18 protein-coding genes, 1 pseudogene and 1 riboswitch are annotated in these 21,777 nt (G+C 62.9%); of the genes and pseudogenes, 14 read left to right on the forward strand and 5 right to left on the reverse strand.

Annotation, left to right across the window (positions count from 1 at the left end):
• Positions 1-50: 50 nt before the first annotated feature.
• On the forward strand, positions 51-254 hold the full coding sequence (locus tag NKI19_RS16735; RefSeq protein WP_352493524.1) for a hypothetical protein: 204 nt from the start codon (positions 51-53) through the stop codon (positions 252-254).
• 177 nt (positions 255-431) lie between these two features.
• Here the strand turns inward: NKI19_RS16735 and NKI19_RS16740 are convergent, their stop codons facing one another.
• Positions 432-899, reverse strand: a complete 468-nt coding sequence (locus NKI19_RS16740; protein ID WP_352493525.1) for a hypothetical protein — start codon at positions 897-899, stop codon at positions 432-434.
• An 834-nt stretch (positions 900-1,733) separates the two neighbouring features.
• On the opposite strand from NKI19_RS16740, the gene NKI19_RS16745 reads away from it, so the two are divergent.
• Positions 1,734-1,979, forward strand: a complete 246-nt coding sequence (locus NKI19_RS16745) for a DUF6074 family protein (RefSeq protein WP_352493526.1) — start codon at positions 1,734-1,736, stop codon at positions 1,977-1,979.
• A 218-nt stretch (positions 1,980-2,197) separates the two neighbouring features.
• Here the strand turns inward: NKI19_RS16745 and NKI19_RS16750 are convergent, their stop codons facing one another.
• From NKI19_RS16750 to panB, 3 genes are read right to left on the reverse strand one after another with little or no spacing between them, the layout of a single operon-like run.
• Positions 2,198-2,704: a MucR family transcriptional regulator gene (locus NKI19_RS16750; RefSeq protein WP_352493527.1), complete on the reverse strand. Its 507-nt coding sequence runs from the start codon at positions 2,702-2,704 to the stop codon at positions 2,198-2,200.
• Positions 2,679-3,569: a pantoate--beta-alanine ligase gene (panC, locus tag NKI19_RS16755; RefSeq protein ID WP_352493528.1), complete on the reverse strand. Its 891-nt coding sequence runs from the start codon at positions 3,567-3,569 to the stop codon at positions 2,679-2,681. The genes NKI19_RS16750 and panC overlap by 26 nt, the downstream gene beginning before the upstream one ends.
• The gene (gene panB, locus NKI19_RS16760; RefSeq protein WP_352493529.1) at positions 3,566-4,402 is read right to left on the reverse strand and encodes a 3-methyl-2-oxobutanoate hydroxymethyltransferase; all 837 of its coding nucleotides are present in this window, start codon (positions 4,400-4,402) and stop codon (positions 3,566-3,568) included. The genes panC and panB overlap by 4 nt, the downstream gene beginning before the upstream one ends.
• A 707-nt stretch (positions 4,403-5,109) precedes the next feature.
• Between panB and NKI19_RS16765 the strand changes: the two genes are divergently transcribed.
• The 7 genes from NKI19_RS16765 to NKI19_RS16795 all read left to right on the forward strand — a co-directional run bounded on the left by NKI19_RS16765 (position 5,110) and on the right by NKI19_RS16795 (position 12,184).
• Positions 5,110-6,654 carry a Fic family protein gene (locus NKI19_RS16765; RefSeq protein WP_352493530.1) on the forward strand — a complete coding sequence of 515 codons (1,545 nt, stop codon included), beginning with the start codon at positions 5,110-5,112 and terminating at the stop codon, positions 6,652-6,654.
• A gap of 182 nt (positions 6,655-6,836) precedes the next feature.
• A riboswitch (TPP riboswitch) is annotated at positions 6,837-6,953 on the forward strand.
• A 103-nt stretch (positions 6,954-7,056) separates the two neighbouring features.
• Positions 7,057-8,892, forward strand: coding sequence for a phosphomethylpyrimidine synthase ThiC (thiC, locus tag NKI19_RS16770; protein ID WP_352493531.1), 1,836 nt, complete (start codon positions 7,057-7,059; stop codon positions 8,890-8,892).
• A complete protein-coding gene (gene thiO / locus NKI19_RS16775) occupies positions 8,889-9,890 on the forward strand; it encodes a glycine oxidase ThiO (RefSeq protein ID WP_352493532.1) in 1,002 nt (333 codons plus the stop codon). Before thiC ends, thiO begins: the two co-directional genes overlap by 4 nt.
• Positions 9,859-10,056, forward strand: a complete 198-nt coding sequence (gene thiS, locus NKI19_RS16780) for a sulfur carrier protein ThiS (protein ID WP_352493533.1) — start codon at positions 9,859-9,861, stop codon at positions 10,054-10,056. Before thiO ends, thiS begins: the two co-directional genes overlap by 32 nt.
• A gap of 1 nt (position 10,057) precedes the next feature.
• Entirely contained in the window at positions 10,058-10,837 is a 780-nt protein-coding gene (locus tag NKI19_RS16785; RefSeq protein ID WP_352565692.1) for a thiazole synthase, read from the forward strand.
• Complete coding sequence (locus tag NKI19_RS16790) at positions 10,827-11,432, forward strand: thiamine phosphate synthase (RefSeq protein WP_352493535.1); 606 nt, start codon at positions 10,827-10,829, stop codon at positions 11,430-11,432. Before NKI19_RS16785 ends, NKI19_RS16790 begins: the two co-directional genes overlap by 11 nt.
• Positions 11,423-12,184 carry a hydroxymethylpyrimidine/phosphomethylpyrimidine kinase gene (locus NKI19_RS16795; RefSeq protein WP_352493536.1) on the forward strand — a complete coding sequence of 254 codons (762 nt, stop codon included), beginning with the start codon at positions 11,423-11,425 and terminating at the stop codon, positions 12,182-12,184. Before NKI19_RS16790 ends, NKI19_RS16795 begins: the two co-directional genes overlap by 10 nt.
• 602 nt (positions 12,185-12,786) lie before the next feature.
• Here NKI19_RS16795 and NKI19_RS16800 read toward each other — a convergent pair.
• Positions 12,787-14,061 (reverse strand): tyrosine-type recombinase/integrase, encoded by a 1,275-nt coding sequence (locus tag NKI19_RS16800; RefSeq protein WP_352493537.1) that lies wholly within the window; start codon positions 14,059-14,061, stop codon positions 12,787-12,789.
• 723 nt (positions 14,062-14,784) lie between these two features.
• On the opposite strand from NKI19_RS16800, the pseudogene NKI19_RS16805 reads away from it, so the two are divergent.
• From NKI19_RS16805 to NKI19_RS16825, 5 genes and pseudogenes are all read left to right on the forward strand, one after another.
• Positions 14,785-15,516, forward strand: a pseudogene (locus NKI19_RS16805) (ArdC family protein); the annotation flags it as partial.
• A gap of 268 nt (positions 15,517-15,784) precedes the next feature.
• Entirely contained in the window at positions 15,785-17,203 is a 1,419-nt protein-coding gene (locus NKI19_RS16810) for a tyrosine-type recombinase/integrase (RefSeq protein WP_352493619.1), read from the forward strand.
• A complete protein-coding gene (locus NKI19_RS16815) occupies positions 17,200-19,041 on the forward strand; it encodes a site-specific integrase (protein ID WP_352493618.1) in 1,842 nt (613 codons plus the stop codon). Before NKI19_RS16810 ends, NKI19_RS16815 begins: the two co-directional genes overlap by 4 nt.
• On the forward strand, positions 19,041-21,203 hold the full coding sequence (locus NKI19_RS16820) for a hypothetical protein (protein WP_352493617.1): 2,163 nt from the start codon (positions 19,041-19,043) through the stop codon (positions 21,201-21,203). The genes NKI19_RS16815 and NKI19_RS16820 overlap by 1 nt, the downstream gene beginning before the upstream one ends.
• Positions 21,200-21,640: a hypothetical protein gene (locus tag NKI19_RS16825; protein ID WP_352493616.1), complete on the forward strand. Its 441-nt coding sequence runs from the start codon at positions 21,200-21,202 to the stop codon at positions 21,638-21,640. Before NKI19_RS16820 ends, NKI19_RS16825 begins: the two co-directional genes overlap by 4 nt.
• Positions 21,641-21,777: the final 137 nt, after the last annotated feature.

Below are 21,777 nucleotides of genomic sequence, written 5' to 3' on the forward strand. Positions count from 1 at the left end.
ACTGTGTTGACGGCATCCAGCACCCTTTCGCGGAGCTGGTGACAATCCCAATGCCGCCGAGGGTTGAAAATTTTGCACGGTTTGGAACGCTATTGGAGCGCCGTGTTGAACTCCGGTTCCATCATACCGACAACAATCTTCAACAAACCATCATTGCAGTCACCAAGAACGTGATGGAAACGGCGAAGGCCGGTGCAAGCAGCCAGCGAGCCTGGCTCGCAAACGTTGAGCGCCGCGGCCGCGGTGAGGGCTAGGCGCCCAGCCTGGTTCGGTTTTGCCGTTGCGGAACCGCGGAAACAGCAGATTCCCCCACGTTGGCGGTGCGTCGGTGGAACGGGCCGACTGAGAACCGCTGTTGCCGTTAAATCTGAGTCTTCGCTGCAAGTGAGCGCGATCAACGTCCACACATATTTCAGAAAGTTAATCAGGCTCTAGCAGCCTTCCGCCCGTAGGGATCGCACCATTCGCACCACGACGGGATCGTAGGGGATTTTTTCGGATCTGCTGTAGTTCATTGTAAATAGCGCCGCACGGTCATTGCAGATCGCAATGACACGTACGTAGCGGATTTGCCCGTCCCTGATGCCGGAATAACTGGCCCAAGTCGGCTTAACGCGCCGATAGGTCACTTTCCAGCCTGCCTTTTCGTCCTCGACAATTCGATGCTCTATCTCGGCGCGGAAACTGGCCTTGCCGAGCCTTGCGCCCCAAACAGCAAGAAAGGCCTCGTTTGTGCCCTGAAAAGCTGCCCCCTGGTCGGAACGCTGAGTCAGAACAAAGCCAGGGGGCACATCGAATACAAAGCCAAACTGCTTGATGCCGAAGGGCTGCCACTCTTGCGCATAAAGAAGCGTGGTGAAAAACAACAACGAGACGAAGCTAAGCAGCAAACGGAACATGGCGTTTAATTAGGGTCGCGTAATATACCGTCCATACCTGCCGGATCCAGATCGCAATTTTTTGCCAAGGCGACCTAGCGTCGGCAAGCTGGCTTAGTCTCAGACTCCGGCGGCAATTTGGCTCCAAACTCGTACTCGGGCGATCACCTTGGCCATTTCCGATGAGACGCCGTTAATGAGCTGAGGCTGGCCAGCGAGACGCCGCCGCATGCAATCGCTTCAAGATTTTCAGCCTTGGCCCCGGGTGGTCGGCAATCCAAGGCTTACGAGTCCTCGCGTCCAAGCCCTGTGCAGATTCCAACAATGCGGCCGGGGCCGGTTAACAATCGAAGGGGACTCTCGGATCTGGAGTGATGGTCGAACTTTTGAACATCGAGCTGGCTAAGGCCAGGCAGCGGGTGAAACGAGCGGAGCTGTCTCTCCAGTGTGCGAACGAAATGCTGGACAAAGACGGCGGCGTCGGCAGAACACCGGCGCTGGCAGGCTGGCGGAAGGTCAGGATGTCGTGCTGCGTTGGTCGCGGGAAAGCACGGCCTTGATCGAGGCGGGATAGCGGGCCAGAGACGTACCACCGGCCGGGTCAGATGGGGACCGTGGATGACATTGCGTTTGTGATGGCAAAAGATTGCGTGCGGAACCCTGGTTGAGATCGGACCCAGAAACGCCGATCTGCCCCGCCTACGAGACATCGCAATTGTTTGGTGACTAGTCGCGGGACCGTTCGCCGACGCAAGAACTCTTGCTACATGCCCACCAGCCAAAAAGGGATGTGCCGTTAACCGGATTTTCTCATCCTCCAATGCTTAATCGCGAGACTGAATGGGTAGGTGATCGGTGTCAAACATAAGCGCGTTTCCGCTGTATCGGCGACGGAAGTTGGTCGAGGAAATTGCCCGCGTGCTGGAATCCAAGAACGGGGAGGATGCGAATGCGTTCTGGCGCAGCACCGCCAAGACAATTCTCCTTCAGTTGTCCGAATCAGGAGTTGCGTCCAGGCTCGCCGAACTGGAGGTTGGATCGCTTCTTCATGCCGTCTTAGGCGATATAGCGAGCCGGAGTGCGGCGAAACGCGCACATTAGCATCGACTCACGACGAATGATTGCCACTCGCGGACTCTACTAAGCTTGGCATCTGTTACCAGCACTGCTTCCGTCCAACGCAAGGTTGCTCAACCTCTCATTGGTCTAACGACAGGTGTGGCGACCGCGCAAGTGGACGAGCTGGTCACCGACGGGCTGGGCGCCTCGACGCGGCCCTCGATGCCGCAAAGATGGCTGGGCAAAATCGCATTCATCTTTCAGCGAGAGGTCAAGTTTTGGCGTCTGCCAACTCTGATAAGCGCGCTACACCTTGGCTTTCCGCTTTGCGGAGCCTTTCCTAGGCGGTGTTTTTGCAGTGCCTCTGCGGCCAAGACCGCTTGCCTTGGCCAGAGCAGACCGCTTGGCTGCATAGCCACCGTGGGGTAGTCCCAGGCCAATCTCCACTTGGCTCTGTACTCGTCAGGTGTCATGTCCAGCAAACCCAGGTGACGCTTCATAGACTTGAATTTCCGCCCATTCTCGAGACTTATGATATAGTCTGGAAATATCGACTTCTTCGGATTTATGGCCGGAGTAAATTCTGGCGGTGGTGCCGCGACGGGCTGAACTAGAGCCGACAACGCAGAATTGACGCCAGCAATCAGGCCGGCAAATCCGCTACGGGCATTGCGTTGTTCTGGATATATGGAGATAAACCGCGTCCAATCACGCTCACGCGGCACGAGCTGCATTTTCACGCTAGCCGGAAGTCCGCAGCGACTCATTTGTGAGTTGGCAAGGCGGCAGTGTTCTGACGTTGTCAATGAGTCGTGTTTGGCCGAGCCAGGCGGCTGCGAGCAGGCGGACCGGCCGATCGATGCTTGTTGCTATCGGTCGCAGATCTGCTTCGCCACGGAGTTCCAGGTACTCGACCTCGCGATAACCTGCGGACAGAATCGCTGCACGCGCTTGGGCAAGCGCTGGGAGGACGGGAGAGCCGTTCGAGAGCCCCTCCGCAGTATCGAGCAGGACCGATGCGAGCCTTGGGGCAATGGCCCGCTCCGCTGGCGAGAGCCGAACATTGCGCGATGACAAAGCGAGACCATCGGGTTCCCGGACTGTCGGACAGGGGACGATGGTAATTGGCATATCCAGGTCCCGGACCATGCGAGTGATGAGTAGAAGCTGCTGGAAGTCCTTCTCTCCGAAAAAGGCGAAATCAGCGCCAGTCTGCAAAAAGAGCTTTGCAACGACGGTCGCCACCCCATCGAAATGACCAGGCCGGAACGCACCGCATAGGCCTTCGCGGACGCCGGACACGGACACGGTCGTGGTGAAGCCGTCAGGATACATCTCAGTCGCATGCGGAACATAGAGCAGGTGTGCGCCCAACGGAGTGAGCTTTGCAGCGTCTTCCTTTTCGGTGCCGGGATAAGCGGCAAGATCCGCAGCACTGTTGAACTGCTTGGGATTGACGAACAGCGTCACGATCACACGATCGGCCTTCTGAAGCGCAGAACGCACGAGACTCAAATGTCCTTCATGCAAGGCTCCCATCGTGGGCACCACGGCGATACTGGCACCTGAACGGCGCCATCCCGCCACGACGGCACGAAGTTCGGCAATGGTGCGGACAATCGGCACGCTCATGCAACATCTCCGGCCTTCGGCTCGTCGGCGAAAAGATGTTCGGCCGCTGGAAAGCGCCCTTCCCGCACATCAGCCGCGTAGGCAGCGATGGCAGCTTCGACCTCTGAGCCCAGTTCGGCATAGCGCTTGACGAATTTCGGCCGAAAACCAGTGAACATGCCCAGGATGTCATCGATCACAAGGATCTGACCATCGCAGGCGTCTGAGGCACCGATGCCGATCGTGGGAATTGTGGCTCTCTCGGTTATTCTCCGTGCGAGCGGCTCCGTGACCTTTTCCAGCACTATGCTGAACGCCCCAGCCTCGGCAACAGCAATGGCGTCGCGAAAAATCCTGTCGCTGTCCCCGCCCCTGCCCTGGACTTTATAGCCGCCGAACACATTGACCGATTGCGGCGTCAGCCCGACGTGGGCCATGACAGGAATTCCGCGGGCAGTGAGAAAGCGGATTGTCTCGGCAATGCTCTTGCCGCCTTCCAGCTTGAGGGCGGCGCATCCGGTTTCCGCCATGAGCCGCGCGCCGTTGCGAAAGGCCTGTTCGGGACCTTCTTCATAGGAGCCGAATGGCATGTCAACGACCATCAACGCGCGCTCAAGACCGCGTCGCACGGCCTTGCCATGCATGATCATCATGTCGAGCGTGACGCCGAGGGTCGAGGGCAGACCGTGAAGCACCATGCCGACACTGTCGCCGACCAGCACGACGTCGCAATATCTGTCGACGAGCTGCGCAACGGGTGTGGTGTAAGCGGTCAAGCAGACGACCGGATCCTTGCCCTTGCTCGCCGCGATGTCCGGCGGCGTCAACGCCTTCGTTTCTACCGCCACACTCATCGGCACATTTCCCCGACGTCAGGTTTAAGCGGTCAACGGTTTTGCATAGTTTTGTGCAGGTGCGAAGGCCAAAATCAAACAGCATCGGAAAAGTTGCTGCATTGCGAAGCGCTTCAAACCAAGGGCTAGAGGCCCCCATTTCCTGCTTCGGCCGAGTTTCGCAGTACCCTTGTTGTGATTGTTTTTAACAATCAGCGTGGTGGTGGTCTCAAGGGTGTGCTTCAGCTCGAACGGTTTGCCTGCCGCAACAGCGTGATTCACGTTCAGAATCGATGTCAGGTCACAACGCGTACCGAGATGCATTGTGGCGAAAAACTAGGCAATGACTTAACACGAGGCCAAAGCTGTAAGGCAACGCAAGCTGGCGACCGCCATGCTATCGCCGCGGAACTGATTGCGGTTTGGTCGCGGTGGACGCTTATTTCCCATGGGAACATCATTGCGCTGGCGCTCCGTCCACATTGCCTGAGGCGGTCGTCCCACGCCCGAAGGCGTGGGCCGAGGCAGCCGATGGTCGCACAGTGACCCACGATCGCTGGTGGCGCGCGACGATCGCTTTTCGGCCGTGCCATGCAGACGGATCACCGCCGCCTTCAGGATCGTTTTTCGGAAAAGTCATCTTGCAGCATCAATTTTCATGAGATAGAATCGTTTTTCATAGTATTTGGCTGATTAGCACCAAACTTCGATGAAAGGATCTCCTTTTCATGGCTGTGGCGCAGAAGCACCAATTTTCAGGTCCTGTTATCGTTTTTCAGGAAATCCGCCTTCCGGAGATGGTGACCCCGGCCGGGTACAGCGCCCTGATCGGAGCCTACGAGCTCGCCGTGCCCTTGCCCCGGACCCTGTCGGCCACTGGCGAGCATCATCGCATTACCGAACGGGATGGCTGGCGGATCATGACGCCCCGCCATGCCCCACATCCAACACTCGAAGGCCACCTGACCTTCGCGCTCAAGTACGAGGGGCTCGACCTTGCTGTCCTCAAACGGCTGTTCCAGGTGACCGGTCCCGCACCGATCGAGGCGCTCGTCCGTGAAAGCCCCACAGGCAGTTATGCCCGCCGCATCTGGTTTCTATATGAATGGCTGACGGGCACACGTCTCGATCTGCCGGACGCGGCGGCCGGACGATACGTTCCGGTTGTCGATCCCGAGCTGCAGTGGCCCGGATCCGAGAAGACCGCTTCGCGCTACCGCATAAGGGACAATCTCCCCGGCACGCCTGAGTTCTGCCCGCTGGTGTTCCGAACCAAGACCCTCGAAAAATTCATCGGCCTTGAACTGCCGCGGCGCGCGGAGGCAATCGTGGCGGAGTTGCCGCGCGACCTCCTTGCTCGGACCGCCGCCTTTCTTTTGCTCAAAGACTCGCGATCAAGCTATGCGATCGAGGGCGAGCGCCCGCCTCAAGGTCGCATCCAGCGCTGGGGCCGCGCCATCGGCGAAGCCGGCCGCTGGCCGATCGATCGCGATGAGCTGCTACGTCTGCAAAAAATTGTACTTGGCGACGCCCGTTTCGTAAGACTTGGCTTCCGAAAAGAAGGAGGTTTCGTCGGTGAGCATGACCGAGACAACGGCACGCCCCTGCCCGATCACATCGGCGCTCGGCCCGAGGACCTGCCGCGGCTAATCGATGGAATGGCGGCCTTCGATCAGGGCCCCGCGCAAAACCTTGATGCAGTCATAGCCGCCGCAATCCTCGCCTTCGGCTTTGTCTACATCCACCCGTTCGAGGACGGAAACGGCCGCATTCACCGCTACCTAATCCACCACGTCCTTGCCACGCGCGGCTTCAATCCGCCGGGAGTGGTCTTTCCCGTCTCGGCCGCGATCCTGGACCAGATCAACGAGTACAGGGGCGTGCTCGAGAGCTATTCGCAGCGCCTTCTGCCGTTGGTGGAATGGGAACCGACGCCGCAATTCAACGTCCGGGTGCTGAATGACACCGGTGATTTCTACCGGTTCTTCGATGCGACCCCGCACGCCGAATTCCTCTATGCCTGCGTTCGGCGGACGATCGAACGGGACCTTCCCGAGGAAACCGCATTTCTGCAGCGCTACGCCCAATTTCGGCAGCAGGTGGACGCCGTTATCGACATGCCCGAGCGGTTGACCGATCTGCTCTTCCGTTTCCTTCACCAGAATGGTGGTCATCTGTCGAACCGCGCGCGCGAAAAGGAATTCGCCGCGCTGACCAGTGACGAGGCAGGAAGAATCGAGGCGATCTACGCGCAAACCTTTGATGCCCATTGAAGGCGTGACCATCAGGATCGATTTTTAGTCCAACGGTTTGCGATTCCCTTGTCCCTGCCTTCTTCTTCGACGCTTGCCTTGTCGCCGAGACATGCACGATTTTTTCCGCTCGGTCTGGCCGGCCGCCGATCAGCCGCGGCCAGAACGCGCTTGACAAACCGGAGCCGGCCCGTTCAACCTGACGCATTCACCAGGGGAGTCCCGGCAAGGGGCTGAGATACTGCTGGCTTTCGCGGCGCAGTGACCCGTTGAACCTGATCCAGTTCATACTGGCGTAGGGACGGTGCAAGCGCTTTGCGGGAGTTTACGCCCGAGATCCTGTTTCGGCAGGTCGACAGAAGCGTCTTTTCATCCTTCCGGCACAGAACTGGGTCTCCAATGCATGAGCAAAGGAGCCTCAAGATGAATGCCCTCACTCCCGCCGTCTCAACGGGACCGCTGCCCGCCTCGCGGAAAATCCACAAACCCGGTGCCATCCACCCGCAGATCAGGGTGCCGATGCGCGAAATCTCCGTCCATCCAACGGCCGGCGAGCCGCCCGTCACCGTCTACGATCCGTCCGGCCCCTATACCGACCAGACTGTCGAAACCAGCATCGAGAAGGGCCTTGCCCGGCTTCGCCACGAATGGATCACGGCGCGTGGCGATGTCGAGGCCTATGACGGCCGTCACGTGCGGCCGGAGGACAACGGATTCGCAGCGGGTGAGCGGCTGACACCGGAATTTCCCGTTCGTAACCGGCCGCTCAGGGCCAAGGCGGGCAAGGCGGTGACCCAGCTTAGCTATGCGCGCGCCGGCATTATCACGCCCGAAATGGAGTTCGTCGCCATCCGCGAGAACCTCGGCCGCGAGATGCTGCGCGGCAAGCTTGAGCGCGACGGCGAGGCCTTCGGTGCCGCTATCCCCGACTTCGTCACGCCGGAGTTCGTGCGCGATGAGGTTGCGCGCGGACGCGCGATCATTCCCGCCAACATCAATCATCCCGAGAGCGAGCCGATGATCATCGGCCGCAATTTCCTGGTCAAGATCAACGCCAACATCGGCAATTCGGCGGTCACCTCCTCGATGGCCGAGGAAGTGGAAAAGATGGTGTGGGCGATCCGCTGGGGCGCCGACACGGTGATGGACCTGTCGACCGGCCGCAACATCCACAACATCCGCGACTGGATCGTCCGCAATGCGCCGGTGCCGATCGGCACAGTACCGCTGTACCAGGCGCTCGAAAAGGTCGGCGGCATTGCCGAGGACCTGACCTGGGAGGTCTACCGCGACACGCTGATCGAACAGGCCGAACAGGGCGTCGACTATTTCACCATCCACGCCGGCGTGCGGCTACACTACATCCCGCTGACGGTCGACCGGATCACGGGTATCGTGTCTCGCGGCGGGTCGATCATGGCCAAATGGTGCCTGCACCATCACCGGGAAAGCTTCCTCTATGAGCATTTCGCGGAGATCTGCGACATCTGCCGCGCCTATGACGTGTCCTTTTCGCTCGGCGACGGCCTTCGTCCGGGCTCGATTGCCGATGCCAACGACGCGGCGCAATTCGCCGAGCTGGAAACGTTGGGCGAGCTGACGCAGATCGCCTGGGCGAAGGATTGCCAGGTGATGATCGAGGGGCCCGGCCACGTGCCGATGCACAAGATCAAGCAGAACATGGACAAGCAGCTCGCTGTCTGCGGCGAGGCGCCGTTCTATACGCTTGGACCGCTGACGACCGACATTGCGCCGGGCTACGATCACATCACCTCCGGCATCGGCGCTGCCATGATCGGCTGGTTCGGCACCGCCATGCTCTGCTACGTCACGCCGAAGGAACATCTCGGCCTTCCCGATCGCAACGATGTCAAGATTGGCGTGATCACCTACAAGATCGCGGCGCATGCCGCCGACCTCGCGAAGGGCCATCCGGCGGCGAAAGTCAGGGATGATGCCCTTTCCCGCGCGCGCTTCGAGTTCCGCTGGGAGGACCAGTTCAACCTGTCGCTCGATCCCGAAACCGCAAGATCCTTCCACGACCAGACCTTGCCCAAGGAAGCGCACAAGGTGGCACATTTCTGCTCGATGTGCGGCCCGAAATTCTGCTCCATGCGCATCTCCCACGACATTCGCGCCGAGGCGCAGAAGGAGGGGATGGTGGCCATGGCGGCGAAATATCGCGAAGGCGGCGATCTCTACGTGCCCGCGGACGAGACCGGCGCGCCGCTCCTGCGAGAGGCGCGCGAGCGATCATGAGGGTCCTGGTCAAGGGGGCCGGTGTCGCCGGCCTCACCGCAGCTTTCGAGCTCGCCACACGTGGCGCGACGGTGACCGTTGCCGAGATAACACATACCGTTGGCGGCAATGCGTCGTGGTTCGCCGGCGGCATGCTGGCGCCATGGTGCGAGCGTGAAAGCGCCGAGCAGCCAGTGCTGGATCTCGGACGCGATGCCGCCGACTGGTGGGATGCGGTACTGCCGGGTCACGTGACACGGGCCGGAACACTGGCCGTGGCCGCGCCGCGTGATGCGGGCGAGCTCGACCGGTTCGCCAGCCGCACCTCGGGTCATCGGCGTGTCAATGAAGATGAAATCGTGTTGCTCGAGCCCGACCTCGCCGGCCGCTTCCGCCGCGGACTGCTCTTCCCCGACGACGCCCATCTCGACCCGCGTCAGGCGATGGCGGCACTTCGTGACAGGCTGGCGGCGATGGGCGTCGAATTCCACTTCTGCGCTGACGTCCGGCGTACTTCCGGGTTCGATCGTCAGATCGACTGCACGGGAATGGCAGCAGCCAATGACAGGCTGCGCGGCGTTCGCGGCGAGATGCTGATCCTGCGCACACCTGATATCTCACTGTCGCGCCCGGTCAGGCTGCTCCATCCGCGCTTTCCGCTTTATGCGGTGCCACGCACCGACCACCGTTTCATGATTGGCGCGACGATGATTGAGAGCCGGTCCACGGGACCGGTGACGGCTCGTTCGATGATGGAGCTGCTGGGTGCCGCCTATGCCCTCCATCCGGCCTTTGGCGAGGCCGAGATCGTTGAAACCGGTGTCGGCGTCCGTCCGGCCTTTCCCGACAACCTGCCGCGCGTCGAAACGAACGGCGAGATCATAGCGATCAACGGGCTCTATCGTCACGGCTTTCTCCTCGCCCCCGCCATGGCGCGCCAGGCTGCCGACCTGGTTTTCAGTCAAGACAGAACCAAGGAGCTTGCCCATGAAATTGATGGTCAACGGCGAAGCGCATGAGGTTGCCGCCACCACGCTGGCCGAGCTGCTTGCCGTTCTCGACTATGAGGGCGATTGGCTGGCGACCGCCGTCAACAGCGACCTGGTGCACAAAGCCAACCGGGCGGAGTTCCAGTTGAGCGACGGCGACCGGATCGAAATCCTCTCACCCATGCAGGGAGGCTAGCATGTTCGATCTTCTTGGAACGGCGCTTTGCTCGCGGCTGCTTCTCGGCACGGCTCAATATCGTTCGCCGGCCATTCTTGCCGATGCGGTTAGCGCATCGGGCACCTCGGTGGTGACCGTCTCCTTGCGCCGCGAGATGGCGGGCGGCAGGGCCGGCGAAAAATTCTGGTCGCTGATCCGCTCGCTTGGCACGAGAGTCCTTCCCAACACGGCAGGCTGCCACTCCGTCAAGGAAGCGGTCACAACCGCGAAAATGGCGCGCGAAGTGTTCGGCACGGGCTGGATCAAGCTTGAAGTCATCGGCAATCACGACACGCTGCAACCGGACGTGTTCGGCCTGGTCGAAGCCGCCCGCATCCTGTGCGAGGACGGTTTTGCGGTATTTCCCTATACCACCGACGATCTTGTCGTCGCCGAGCGGCTGCTGGAAGCGGGCTGCAAGGTCCTGATGCCGTGGTGCGCACCGATCGGTTCCGCCCTGGGGCCGATCAACATCATGGCGCTGCGCTCGATGCGCGGACATTTCCCTGGCGTCCCGCTGATTGTGGATGCAGGCCTCGGGCGACCGTCGCATGCGGCAACCGTCATGGAACTCGGCTTTGACGCCGTGCTCCTGAACACAGCAGTCGCCAAGGCGGCCGATCCGGTCGGCATGGCGCGTGCGTTCGGCAAGGCGGTCGAAGCCGGTCGCGAAGCCTTTTGCTCGGGAATGCTAGAACCGCGCGAGGTCGCGATGCCATCGACGCCGACATTTGGCAGGGCGGTTTTTCATGAGGCTTGATCCCTTCTACCTGATCGTCGACAGCGCCGCCTGGATCGAGCGATTGGCGCCGCTCGGCGTCAGGCTTGTGCAGCTCCGCATCAAGGACATGGACGAGGACGGGCTGCGCACCGAAATCCGCAAGGCAAAGGCCCTGTGTGCCGAGCACCAGTGCCAGCTCATCGTCAACGACCATTGGCGCCTCGCAATCGAGGAAGGCTGCGACTTCGTGCATCTCGGCCAGGAGGATCTGCAGACTGCCGACCTCTTGGCGATACGGCCAGTCGGCGTGAGGCTCGGACTGAGCACGCATGATCATGACGAACTGGAGACGGCCATGGCTGCCGAGCCCGACTATGTCGCGCTCGGTCCGATCTATCCCACCGTCTTGAAGAAGATGAAGTGGGCGCCACAAGGGCTAGAGCGGATCAGCGAGTGGAACCGGCGAGTGGCGCCGATCCCATTGGTCGCCATCGGCGGCCTCAACCCTGACCGCCTCGACGGCGTCTTTGAAGCCGGCGCCGACAGCGCCGCAGTGGTCACGGACATCACGTTGAGCTCCGATCCCGAAGCGCGCACGCGAGAATGGATTGAAAAGACAGACCGATGGCGATGAGACGAGAACCGCATGTGCTTGTCGTTGGCGGATCGGATTCCAGCGGGGGTGCTGGAATAGCACGCGATATCGAAACGATCGCTTCCATTGGCGTGCGCACCTGTCTTGCTGTAACCGCGCTGACGGTGCAAACGCACGACGCCGTGATGGATATTCATCATTCGCCACCCAGCCTGGTGGCCAATCAGATGTGCGCCGCGCTGCAGGCCAACGAAGTGGCCGCAATCAAGATCGGCATGCTGGCGACTGCCCAGATCATTGTTGCCGTTGCCGCTGTGCTGCGCAAATACCCGCAAGTGCCAACAGTACTCGACCCTGTGCTGGCCTCCACCTCAGGCAGCACACTTCTGGAAGCGGGCGCTATCGCTGCGATGAAGCGCGATCTGATTCCACTTTGCTGCATTGTCACGCCCAACCTCCCTGAACTGGCGCTCCTTATTGGTTCCGAACTGGCAGTGGATGAGGACGGAGCGCTCCAGCAAGGACAAAGACTGCTGGCCGCCGGCGCTCAAGCCCTGCTGATCAAGGGTGGGCATGCGTCGGGACCTCGATCGACCGATATTCTGTTGCGTTCCGATCAACAACCAATCCGCTTCGACGCACCGCGTCTTGCCGCATCAATGCGCGGAACAGGTTGCATGCTGGCCAGCGCGATTGCGGCGCATCTGGCGAAGGTGAAGCCGCTCGAAGACAGCGTGCGCGACGGCAAGCGGCTTGTCTTCGCCACGGTTCAGAAGAATGGAGCAGAATGAACCCCGTTATGCGTACAGACAGCTTTGGCTGCTAGTACGCTGGATCCTGAGCGTCTTGGTCGCTGGCGCAAACTCTCCGATGAAAAATCGCAACAACACGACAGTTCAGACCGAGCTCGTGGCAGCAATTCGCCTGCGGTCGCGGCAATCGTCCATGAAGGAGGAGAACTGGTCATCTTGATAGTGAGCTGCAGCGCAGTTCGAGGGGGATCGGCAGCTCGCAGTTCGCAGTTTCGTTCAGGCCGGGGAGCCATCGTCTTTCGTACGCTACGGCGCGATGCCGTGCGTGGACGTATTCAATTCCCAATAGGATCATGCGCCCCGCTACGGAGCGCGCGGATGAGGAAAAAGTTGCGGCCATCCTCGCCAAATATTGACGCGATATTCTGGTGGTAAATGACGCTTCGCGCCTGAGTTGGAAACCGGACCTGGACGCAAGCCGTCACCTGGTTTCGTTCAGCTCAGGGAGTAGGAGTGGATTCGAACGGCGTGACCGCCCAATGCCAAATTTGAGAAAGTGGTGCGGGTGGCTTGAACCTGCGACCCCATCGTCCTGAACGATGTGCGCTACCAGCAAAGCCGCAGCTTCTTGGGCTTGATCGTCACGCTTGCTTCCCAACGATTGCGTTCCTTTTCGAGCTTTGTGTGGGGAACCTGTGGGGCGACCAGGCCGAGTTCATGTTTTCATTGTCACCAATCCTGAGCGCGGTTTTCGTCGCCTTGTCGTGCTTCTTCGCGATCCTCTCGGCGGCGTCTGCCTGGAAGTCGGGATGATGGTGGCCATAAGTATCGATCAGGACATCCACGGTGATGCCCAGAAAGCCCGCCGCCTGCCACATGTCGGCGCCGGCCCGCATCAGCCAGGTCGCAGTGGTGTGGCGAAGCGTGTGCGAAGTGACGTCGGGACCGAGGCCGGCCGCATCGCGAGCTCTCCTAAAGCTCTTCTTTACCGACACAACCGGCTTTCCATTCCACTCCACGACAAAATCTTGCGATATTTTTCGGCCGATGTTTGCGCTTTTGCCGCGCGCCTTGGTTCTGATATCGAGATCCGTGCACGCCCAGCGGCGGAGGTGAGCCAATAGCCGGTCCGGCAGGCGCACCGGCGGCTGGCGTTTTTTGGTCTTCCTTGCGCCGTCGGCGCGGCGGTAGAAGATGCCGCGGTCAAGGTCCACATAACCACGCCCTTTGGTTGGACGGACGGCGGCACCGCAGACGGCGGCCGAGCGTGTTCCTGTATAAAGCGCGACAAGCATGAAGCGGGCGAGGTGTCGTCCGGTACGCCGGCCGCTCTCCTGGCCCTTCCATTTCTGCTTCATACGCCACGCTGCCCAGATGAGGGCGGCGGCTTCACTGCGCGTCAGCCAGCGCTCGCGCGCGCCGGCCTTGTCGGGCAGGACAATCGTCGGTGCGGCAGTCGTGTAGCCTTCCCTGCGATAGTAGTTGATGGCCGCACGAAAATCCTCGAGTTGCCGGCGCGCAACGGCTTCTGTGGGACAGCACGCGGCGTAGTCGCGGCAGAGTTTGCCGTTGATGGCGGCGAGCGTCTTTTCACCAAAGAAATCGAGGATTTTGTCCAGCCGAGCCGCCGTCTCTTCCGGCGCGGCATGCTTCGGTGCAACCTCTCTCAGGTAGATGTTGATGACCTCGGCAATCAAGACGCCTTCGGCGCCGCGCACTCGGTGGTACTTGCTGGCGATGTAGGCCGCGAGCGCCTTTTCAGCTTCAGGTCCTGGACGGCCTTTTTCGCAGCTATCAGCGCTGATGAACGTTGTTCTATCGCGGATAAACCATCCAGCTTGGTTTCGGAGTGTTCCGCCCTTTTTCCAGCTTTTGTCCCGCCAGACGAGGTGTGGCCCTTTCGACGTCCGCGACATAATTCCCTCATTCTGGTGATAGCCCGCAAGGTGACGTACTCCTTTCCGGCGATTAGCTCGGTTTCAAGTCGACCGGCGTCACGCTCCTTGCGCAGGCCCGCCGCACGCATCGAGCCATCCGGAAAGGCAATCCGTGCTGCAATCTCGACGCGCAGTGGCGTGGTCTCATCGAATTGGTCGGGGATTTTCAAAACGGAGCCCTCCAGCCAATCTTTATGATCCGACAGTTTCACTCGGAAACAGTCTGATCGCGGGTCTCGTTGAGCGCATTTCCTGTCTCGCCGTGCCGGATGCCCGCGCGATCTTTCCCCTGACGACGCTGCTGCGAAAAGCGCCAACTGGAGCTACCGCGGCAAAGGTGCTCCTTCGACCTGCTAATCGGAACGGTTGTCCCGGCACGCTTTCGCCTTTGCGCCTCGACGCTCCGCGAGCCTTTCGGCTGGCCGCACAGCCGTGGCCGGTCAAACGGCTCCCGACTGAACTTCGGCCATCTGTGCGGCTTCCGTTTCCATGGACTCACTGGCCCGCCCTCGGACTGCTACCCGCGCCGCGTATTTGGGAGGTTCTGCTGATCGCCTCACGCTGCGGTTTCGGAAATGTCTCTCCGAGTTGGTCGGCAACCGAATCTTCGTTCGCGTTCCTAGAGTTAGAGGGCCGCGCTTGGTGCACTGACGGGTTGAAAGCAGGGAGAGAGGCTCCCAGCGCCCGGCGAGGAGACTGGCAATGCCCAAGCATCGGCACGAAGCTGCCCCCACCCGGGCCAGCTTATATGACGAAATCACCAATAAGATCATCGGCGAGTTGGAGGACGGTCGGCTACCCTGGGTTCAGCCATGGGGGACGGCGGCCGCGAAAGCGCCGCTGGCCCTGCCTAAGAACGCCGTCACTGGCCGGCAATACTCTGGGATGAATATCCTGATCCTCTGGGGTTCGGTGATCGAGCAGGGCTTTTCGGGACAGAGCTGGCTGACTTTCCGTCAGGCGCTCTCGCTTGGCGGCAGCGTCCGCAAGGGTGAGCATGGAACAACGGTCGTCTACGCCGACCGATTCGTGCCCGAGGACGAGAAAAGGCGCGCCCGCGAAACCGGCGAGCAAGCCCGATCGATCCCATTCCTCAAACGCTTCACGGTGTTCAACGCCGCGCAGTGCGACGGGCTGCCCGACGATGTTGCGATAGCCATGCCCCCACTCTTGTCCGTCCTGATCGAGCGCAAGGTCGAGATGCTGATCAAGAACACCGGGATCGATTTCCGGATCGGGGGCAGCAGCGCCTTCTACGCTCCGGCCCACGACTATGTGCGGGTCCCGCCACCCCAGACCTATTTCGATCCGATCAACTGGCACCAGACCGCCCTGCATGAGCTTGGGCACGCCACGGGTCATGCCTCACGCCTCAACCGGGATCTCTCTGGTTCCTTTGGCACCAAGAAGTATGCCTTCGAAGAGCTGGTTGCCTTATCCTGACTCTGTAATCCTGTCTCAGAATCAGGCAATGGAAGCACCTTGCCGACGGTTCCGGTGAAGCTCGTCAGACGTCCGGGTCAAGCGTTCCCGCAGCGAAGCGAGGACAACGCTTTACGCGGCGGCGGCACCACAAGCTTGTTCATGGGGTGCAGGCTTAGTCCTGCACCCCTGCCACGCGGCGAGCGGGAGAGCGCGAGGGGAACCCCTCGCACATAAAGACAATAACTTGCGCCGCAGGCGCTCCGCTTAGGTCACGTGCGTGCAGCTGTACTTTACCGATCTTGGCGCCCTGTCGCGCCCGCTTCCTCTCGATGATTCCGCAACAAACCCCGCGCCCGGCGCGCTCGACGTGGCCGAGCGCGCCGGGCTGATCGACGGCATGCCGTTCATCCTGACGGATGACGGCAGCTACGATCTCAATCTCAACCGGTTCTTCCGGGCCTGTCCTGGCATGGGTGCGCGCTCGCCGAACACCTGGCGCTCCTACGCCCGCGACATCCTGGTCTGGGCGCGCTTTCTTGCCGAGCGGCGCGACGGCAAGACGGTCTGGCAGGCCGACCGCCACGATGTTCTGGCCTTTCATCGGGCACGACGCCTGGCGGCGGCTCCCTACCGCATCTCGGCGGCAAGCTGGAACCGAAGCATCGCCGCGCTCGACAAGCTCTATCGCTGGGCCATAGAGGAAGGGATAATCACCGTTTCGCCCTTCAGCTACGGCGTCACCCTTCGTAGGGCCGCCGGCAGCCGGGCCGTACTCGCCGTGACGGCGAACCGCGCCCGCGAGCGCGCAGCGCGCCGGCACGACACCCGCTATGTCGATCTCGGCCGTTATCTCCTGTTCCGCGACGTCGGGCTGCGCGGCCGGCTTCCCGACGGCTCTGAAGATCCGGCGTGGCGCGGGCGGAACGGCGAGCGCAATGCGCTCTTTGCCGAACTGCTGGTCACGACCGGTTTGCGGCTGACAGAGGCTGGCAGCCTGCTTCTGGCCGAGCTTCCGCGCCTGACCGAGCCGGGATCGCGCTCAGTTCCATTCGATCTTCCCGGTCCGATCGCCAAGGGCGGACGGCCACGTCGCATCCGCATTCCGCGCCGGGTGCTGGCGCTGATCTCCGACTATGTCGATCTCGAGCGCACCATCTCCGCCGCCCGCTCAAAGCCTTCAGTGCCCAATCCGCTCTGGCTGATGCCGGAGAGCGGGAAGGTCGCTGATGCGTCGGGTAAGCGGGTCCGGCTTGACCGCCTGACGCCGGGCGAACGACGCCGCGTGCTGATCGGGGCGCCCGGCCGAGCGCAGCAGGGCTTGCTCTGGCTCACCGAAGGCGGCCGGCCCGTGCCCTCGGCGACCTGGGAAGCGGTCTTCCGGCGCGCCTGCGTCCGCTGTCGCCGCTTCGGCATCGAGATCGAGGTGACGCCGCACACTCTGCGGCACACCTTCGCCGTCAACATGCTCTCCATGCTGATCCGCGAGCAGATCGGAACCGTGTTCGATCCGCACGACCGGCACGGCGCGGTCTATCGCCGGATGCTCGGCGACCCGTTGCAGAAGCTCCAGCAGCTCCTGGGGCACGCGAGCATTACCAGCACCTATATCTATCTCGACTGCCTCGCCGAGGCGCAGGAGTTGGTCGAAGCGGCCGCGGATCGCTGGGCCGACGATACGGCCGGTGATGCAGCATGACCGCCGTGACGACTGCCTCGGTACGGCGACCGGGTCGTCGCGCCCTCTTTCCCGAGGCGTTGCCCGATCCCGAGGGCGAGGCAGCCGCCGCGATCGCGTCGCTCCGCTTCACAGTCACGCTGGCGGACCGCAGCAGGAGGATCGATCTGACGATGCTCGCTGGCCGCAAGCCACTGGCCCGGACGTTTGCCGGCGCGCTTTGGCGCGCCTGCCAGGTCGGCGGTCCGGCCGGCTCAATCTCGACAGCCTATGCCTATGCCAGCGCGCTCAAGACATTCTGGCGCTATCTCGATTCCGCCAGAGTGCGCATCGTGTGCCTTTCCGACATGAGCGCTGCCTTGATCGACGGCTTCGACGCCTGGATGGAGGAGAGCGGCCTGCATCCCAATCACCGGCTGCATCGGATGAGCAAGGTGCTCAACCTGCTCCGCCTCGCCGAGGCGGCGGAGCCCGACCTTCTGCCACCCGATGCCTCGCGGCGGCTGATGCATACGAGCGACCGGCCGGGTGTGCGCGCCCGGCCGCGCGATGCCTATGGCGACGATGTCGCCACGGCATTGCGGATCGCCGCTCGCGCCGATCTCGCCGCCATCATCCGCCGCTTTGCCGTGGCAGATCGCATCCCGACCGTCGAGGATGCCGATCGGAGCCGCGTTCTGGCGGGGGCGCATGAACAGGTGATGGCGGTGATCGACGGGGAAGGCGTCATCGGGCACCGGCACCCGCTCTTCAAGCGCCTCTACACGCTGCGCCGTGAGAGCGACCTGCCGAACGATAGCCTGATCCACGATCTGCATGGCCGCCAGCATCTGATCGCCGCCGACCTCGTGCCGCTCATAGTCCTCATTTCGCTCGACACGGGTCTCGAGATCGAAGCGATCAAGAGCTTGCGGGCGGACTGCCTGAAGAACCCGTCCGGCGGCTATGTCGAGATCGAGTACTGCAAGCGGCGGGCACGCGGCGCCGAGTGGAAGCGGCTGCGCGTGCGCGACGGCGCCTCCTCGACACCGGGTGGCCTGATCCGCAAGGTTCTGCAGTGGACCGGTCCGGCGAGAGGCTGGCTTGGCGCCGACACGCTCTGGGTCCACTGCGCCTGGGGTCGTCTGACCCCGAGGGTGCTCAGCCTGAAGGAACCCGTCGCTTCATGGATTGCTCGACATGGCATCCTCGACGAACAGGATCAGCCGCTCCGCCTCAACCTGACGCGCCTGCGCAAGACCCACAAGGCGGCGTGGTATCGGCGTACGGGCGGCCAGCTCGACCGCTTCGCCGTCGGCCACAGCGTCGCGGTGGCGGCCAACCACTACGCCGATGTCCCCGCGCTTCGCCATCTGCACGAGGCGACCGTTGCCGACGCCATGAGCGATGCGCTCGACGCCGCCCTGCGGCCGTGCATCCTGTCGTCGGAGCAGGAGGAGGCCGTTCTGGCCGATCCCGAGCAGGCAACCAGTCTTCCCGTCGCCGGTACCGCCGCCATCGACGCGCTGCTCGGCGGCGAGCAGGATGTCTGGCTCGCCAGTTGCGCCGGCTTCTACAAGAGCCCGTTCGGGCTGGAAGGGGAAGCCTGTCCGTCGCCCTTCTGGGGCTGTCTCGAATGCAGCAATGCGGTGATCACCGCCCGCAAGCTGCCTGCGCTTCTGGCCTTCCTCGACTTCATTCGCGCGCAACGGCAGGCGCTCAGCGAAGGCGACTGGATCGCCAAGTTCGGCCGCGTTCACGGACGCATTGCCGATCAGATTCTGTCCCGGTTTGCCGACGCGGAGATTGAGGAGGCTCGCCGGATTGCGGCGTCGGACCCGGCGCTCATCTACCTGCCGCCCGAAGCGGCAGCGCCATAATGCCCGGTTCCATCAAGCTCTCGCCGCGGCCGTCATTGCCGTCGGCCATCTACCGCGACGGCGAGCCCGTGCTTGCCGGTGTCGCGGTCAGGGACGATGTCGACCGCGCTGAGCTTCCCCGCTTCGGCGACGATCTCTGGGATTTGGGCGCCGCCATCTTCCGGGTCAACGCCCGCCACAGCAATTACCGGCTCGATTTCGCCCGCATCGCCGATCTCGCCACGCGACGGCTGGCAAAGGAATATGTGGTCGCCCGGCTGCGCATCCATGTGCCGGGATATCGAGCGCCCTGCGGCGCGACCTCGGCGATCCGCCTGCTGCGCTACGTCCAGCATTTCGCTGCGTTCCTCCGCGCGCAGACTGGCGCCGTCGATCTCGGCCGCGTCGATCAGGCGCTGCTCGACGCCTACCTGGTGCATGCCCGTGACGGCGGACAGCGAACGCCGCACGAGACGGTGAAGTATGTCGAGGTGCCGATCGATCTGCATCACCTGGCGCCGTGGCTGACCGGTGGTGGCATCGGCGTGCTCCCCTGGCGTGGGCGAGCCGCCCACCGCGTCGCCGGACGGCCGCCGGCACCCGCCGAGAACGCCACGCCGCGCATTCCCGAGCCGGTCATCGGCGCCATGCTGCGCTGGGCACTCAGGTATGTCGAGGTCTACGCGCCAGATATCCTTGCCGCCCGTGCAGAGCTTGACTCTCTCGAAGCCCGCTGCGCCCGATTGATGACGCGGGACGCGCGGACCGGCCGGGCCGTCGCCAGCACCTATCGCGCCCGTGTGGCGAAGTGGCTCGACGTGCGCCGGGCCACGGGCCGAGGCGTGCCGATCTGGGAGCGCGCGCCTAACGTCGCCCGCCGCATCGATCCGCTCACCGGCGACGAGACGCCGCCCTACAATCTTCATCTGATGCGCCTTCACGTCGGCGCGCGCGAGAGCGGCCGCGTCAGCCAGTCCGAGCCGACCGCGCGGCTGATCGACGAGGCAGCGACAGAACTTGGCACCGAGATCGGCGGGCTCGACACACCGATCTCGACCGATCCGGACACCGGCTTGCCCTGGCGCGATCGCTTCGACGGCCTCAGCCTGGCCCGCGAGGAGCGGATGCTGCAGGGCGCCTGCTATATCGTCTGCGCCTATCTGACCGGCATGCGCGACAGCGAGGTGCAGGCGATGCAGCCGGGCTGCGTGTCGCCGGTGCGCAGCGCCGACGGCCTGGTCGAGCGCTACCGGCTGCGCAGCACCGTCTACAAACGCCATGGGGCGCGCGGCGCGACGGCCGACTGGATCACGATCGAGCCGGTCGCCCGCGCCGTTGCGGTGATGGAAGCTCTCTCGGCGCGCAATCGCCGCGACAAGGGATTGTCATCCTTGTGGGTGGCGCTGAAGGACTGGCCCTGGAGCAACGATCACCTCGGCATGGGCGCGACGCCAACGCTCAACCTGTTCCGCGACGGGCTCGATGCGCGCGCCAGCGACGGACCGGTCATCCCACGCATCGACGACGAACCCTGGAAGTTCACGACGCGACAGCTGCGCCGCACGATCGCCTGGTACATCGCCAACCGGCCGTTCGGCACCGTCGCCGGCAAGATCCAGTACAAGCATGCGTCCATAGCCATGTTCGAGGGCTACGCTGGATCGGCCCGGGCCGACTTCCGAAGCGTGGTCGAGCGCGAGCGTGCGCTCGGCCAGCTCGACGATATCGTCGCCCATTACGAGGCGTTTCTTCGCAATGACGGGCCGGCGGGACCGGGTGCGACGCGACTGCGCCGCGAGTTCGCCCGCGTGCAGGACGAACTCGGCGATTTTCCTGGCCGGATCGTGGACCGCAAGCGGCTGCGCACCATGCTTGCCCATCTCGGGCGGACTTTGCACGTCGGCTTCCTCAATGATTGCCTCTTCGACGCGGCGACCGCGCTCTGCCTTAAAGATGCGCCGGATGACGAGCGGACGGCGCCGGCCCTGTCGCGCTGCAGCCCCGACCGTTGTCCCAATGCCTGCCTGACCGCCCGGCACCGCGAACCATGGCAGGCTTCGATCGCCGAGGGCGAAGCGCTGCTGGCCGACCGGCGCCTGTCGCCGCTGCAGCGCACGGCGATCCTGAAGGACAATGAGCGCAAGCGCCGTCTGATCGCTCCTCTCGTGGACGGTGATGCATGACCGCGCTTGGGCCGAAGAGCGAAGCCGCGCTGAGGTCGGCCATGCAGCGGCTGCTCGACGGTCGCGCCGAGCGCACCGACGGGGCGCTGACCGTCGCCAACCTGGCGCGCGAGGCCGGCGTCAGCCGGGCGACGGCGAACCGGGCCGGCGCTCTTCTCGCCGAGTTCCGTGCCGCCGAAGAGCGCCGCCGGGGATCCTCCCCCAGAGTCCTCAAGGAGCGCATCCGCGCCCTCGAAGCCGAGCTCCGCGCCGTGCGCGGCGCCGAGATGGCCGAGTTGCGGGCGTTCGCCCGCACGCTTGCACAGCACATCCAGGTGCTGACGCTGCAGGTCGCCGAGCGCGATGCGGTGATCGACGGCCTGCGGGAGGAACTGGCTCGATCGCCTGCGACCAGGGTCGTGCCGCTACGGCGCCCGTCTCACGACGGCGTTGGCTGAGAGCCGCGCAGCTTCGTAACCGATCCGGTCCGGCCGGGCCCGCCGATCATGGGTGCCTCCTGCGCTCGCCCGTCGAGGCAGGGGCTCGGGTTGTGGCAGACGCTGCCGGCCCGTCAACCCTGTTCCGCACCAGCACC

The sequence above is a fragment of the Mesorhizobium sp. M0751 genome, from assembly GCF_040320265.1.
Lineage (GTDB): Bacteria > Pseudomonadota > Alphaproteobacteria > Rhizobiales > Rhizobiaceae > Mesorhizobium.

Coding starts and splice junctions, on each gene's coding strand:
- NKI19_RS16735 (WP_352493524.1), top strand. CDS start 51: ATGCCGCCGAGGGTTGAAAATTTTGCACGGTTTGGAACGCTATTGGAG.
- NKI19_RS16740 (WP_352493525.1), bottom strand. CDS start 899: ATGTTCCGTTTGCTGCTTAGCTTCGTCTCGTTGTTGTTTTTCACCACG.
- NKI19_RS16750 (WP_352493527.1), bottom strand. CDS start 2,704: ATGAGTCGCTGCGGACTTCCGGCTAGCGTGAAAATGCAGCTCGTGCCG.
- panC (WP_352493528.1), bottom strand. CDS start 3,569: ATGAGCGTGCCGATTGTCCGCACCATTGCCGAACTTCGTGCCGTCGTG.
- panB (WP_352493529.1), bottom strand. CDS start 4,402: ATGAGTGTGGCGGTAGAAACGAAGGCGTTGACGCCGCCGGACATCGCG.
- NKI19_RS16765 (WP_352493530.1), top strand. CDS start 5,110: ATGGCTGTGGCGCAGAAGCACCAATTTTCAGGTCCTGTTATCGTTTTT.
- thiC (WP_352493531.1), top strand. CDS start 7,057: ATGAATGCCCTCACTCCCGCCGTCTCAACGGGACCGCTGCCCGCCTCG.
- thiO (WP_352493532.1), top strand. CDS start 8,889: ATGAGGGTCCTGGTCAAGGGGGCCGGTGTCGCCGGCCTCACCGCAGCT.
- thiS (WP_352493533.1), top strand. CDS start 9,859: ATGAAATTGATGGTCAACGGCGAAGCGCATGAGGTTGCCGCCACCACG.
- NKI19_RS16785 (WP_352565692.1), top strand. CDS start 10,058: ATGTTCGATCTTCTTGGAACGGCGCTTTGCTCGCGGCTGCTTCTCGGC.
- NKI19_RS16790 (WP_352493535.1), top strand. CDS start 10,827: ATGAGGCTTGATCCCTTCTACCTGATCGTCGACAGCGCCGCCTGGATC.
- NKI19_RS16795 (WP_352493536.1), top strand. CDS start 11,423: ATGGCGATGAGACGAGAACCGCATGTGCTTGTCGTTGGCGGATCGGAT.
- NKI19_RS16800 (WP_352493537.1), bottom strand. CDS start 14,061: ATGTCGCGGACGTCGAAAGGGCCACACCTCGTCTGGCGGGACAAAAGC.
- NKI19_RS16815 (WP_352493618.1), top strand. CDS start 17,200: ATGACCGCCGTGACGACTGCCTCGGTACGGCGACCGGGTCGTCGCGCC.
- NKI19_RS16820 (WP_352493617.1), top strand. CDS start 19,041: ATGCCCGGTTCCATCAAGCTCTCGCCGCGGCCGTCATTGCCGTCGGCC.
- NKI19_RS16825 (WP_352493616.1), top strand. CDS start 21,200: ATGACCGCGCTTGGGCCGAAGAGCGAAGCCGCGCTGAGGTCGGCCATG.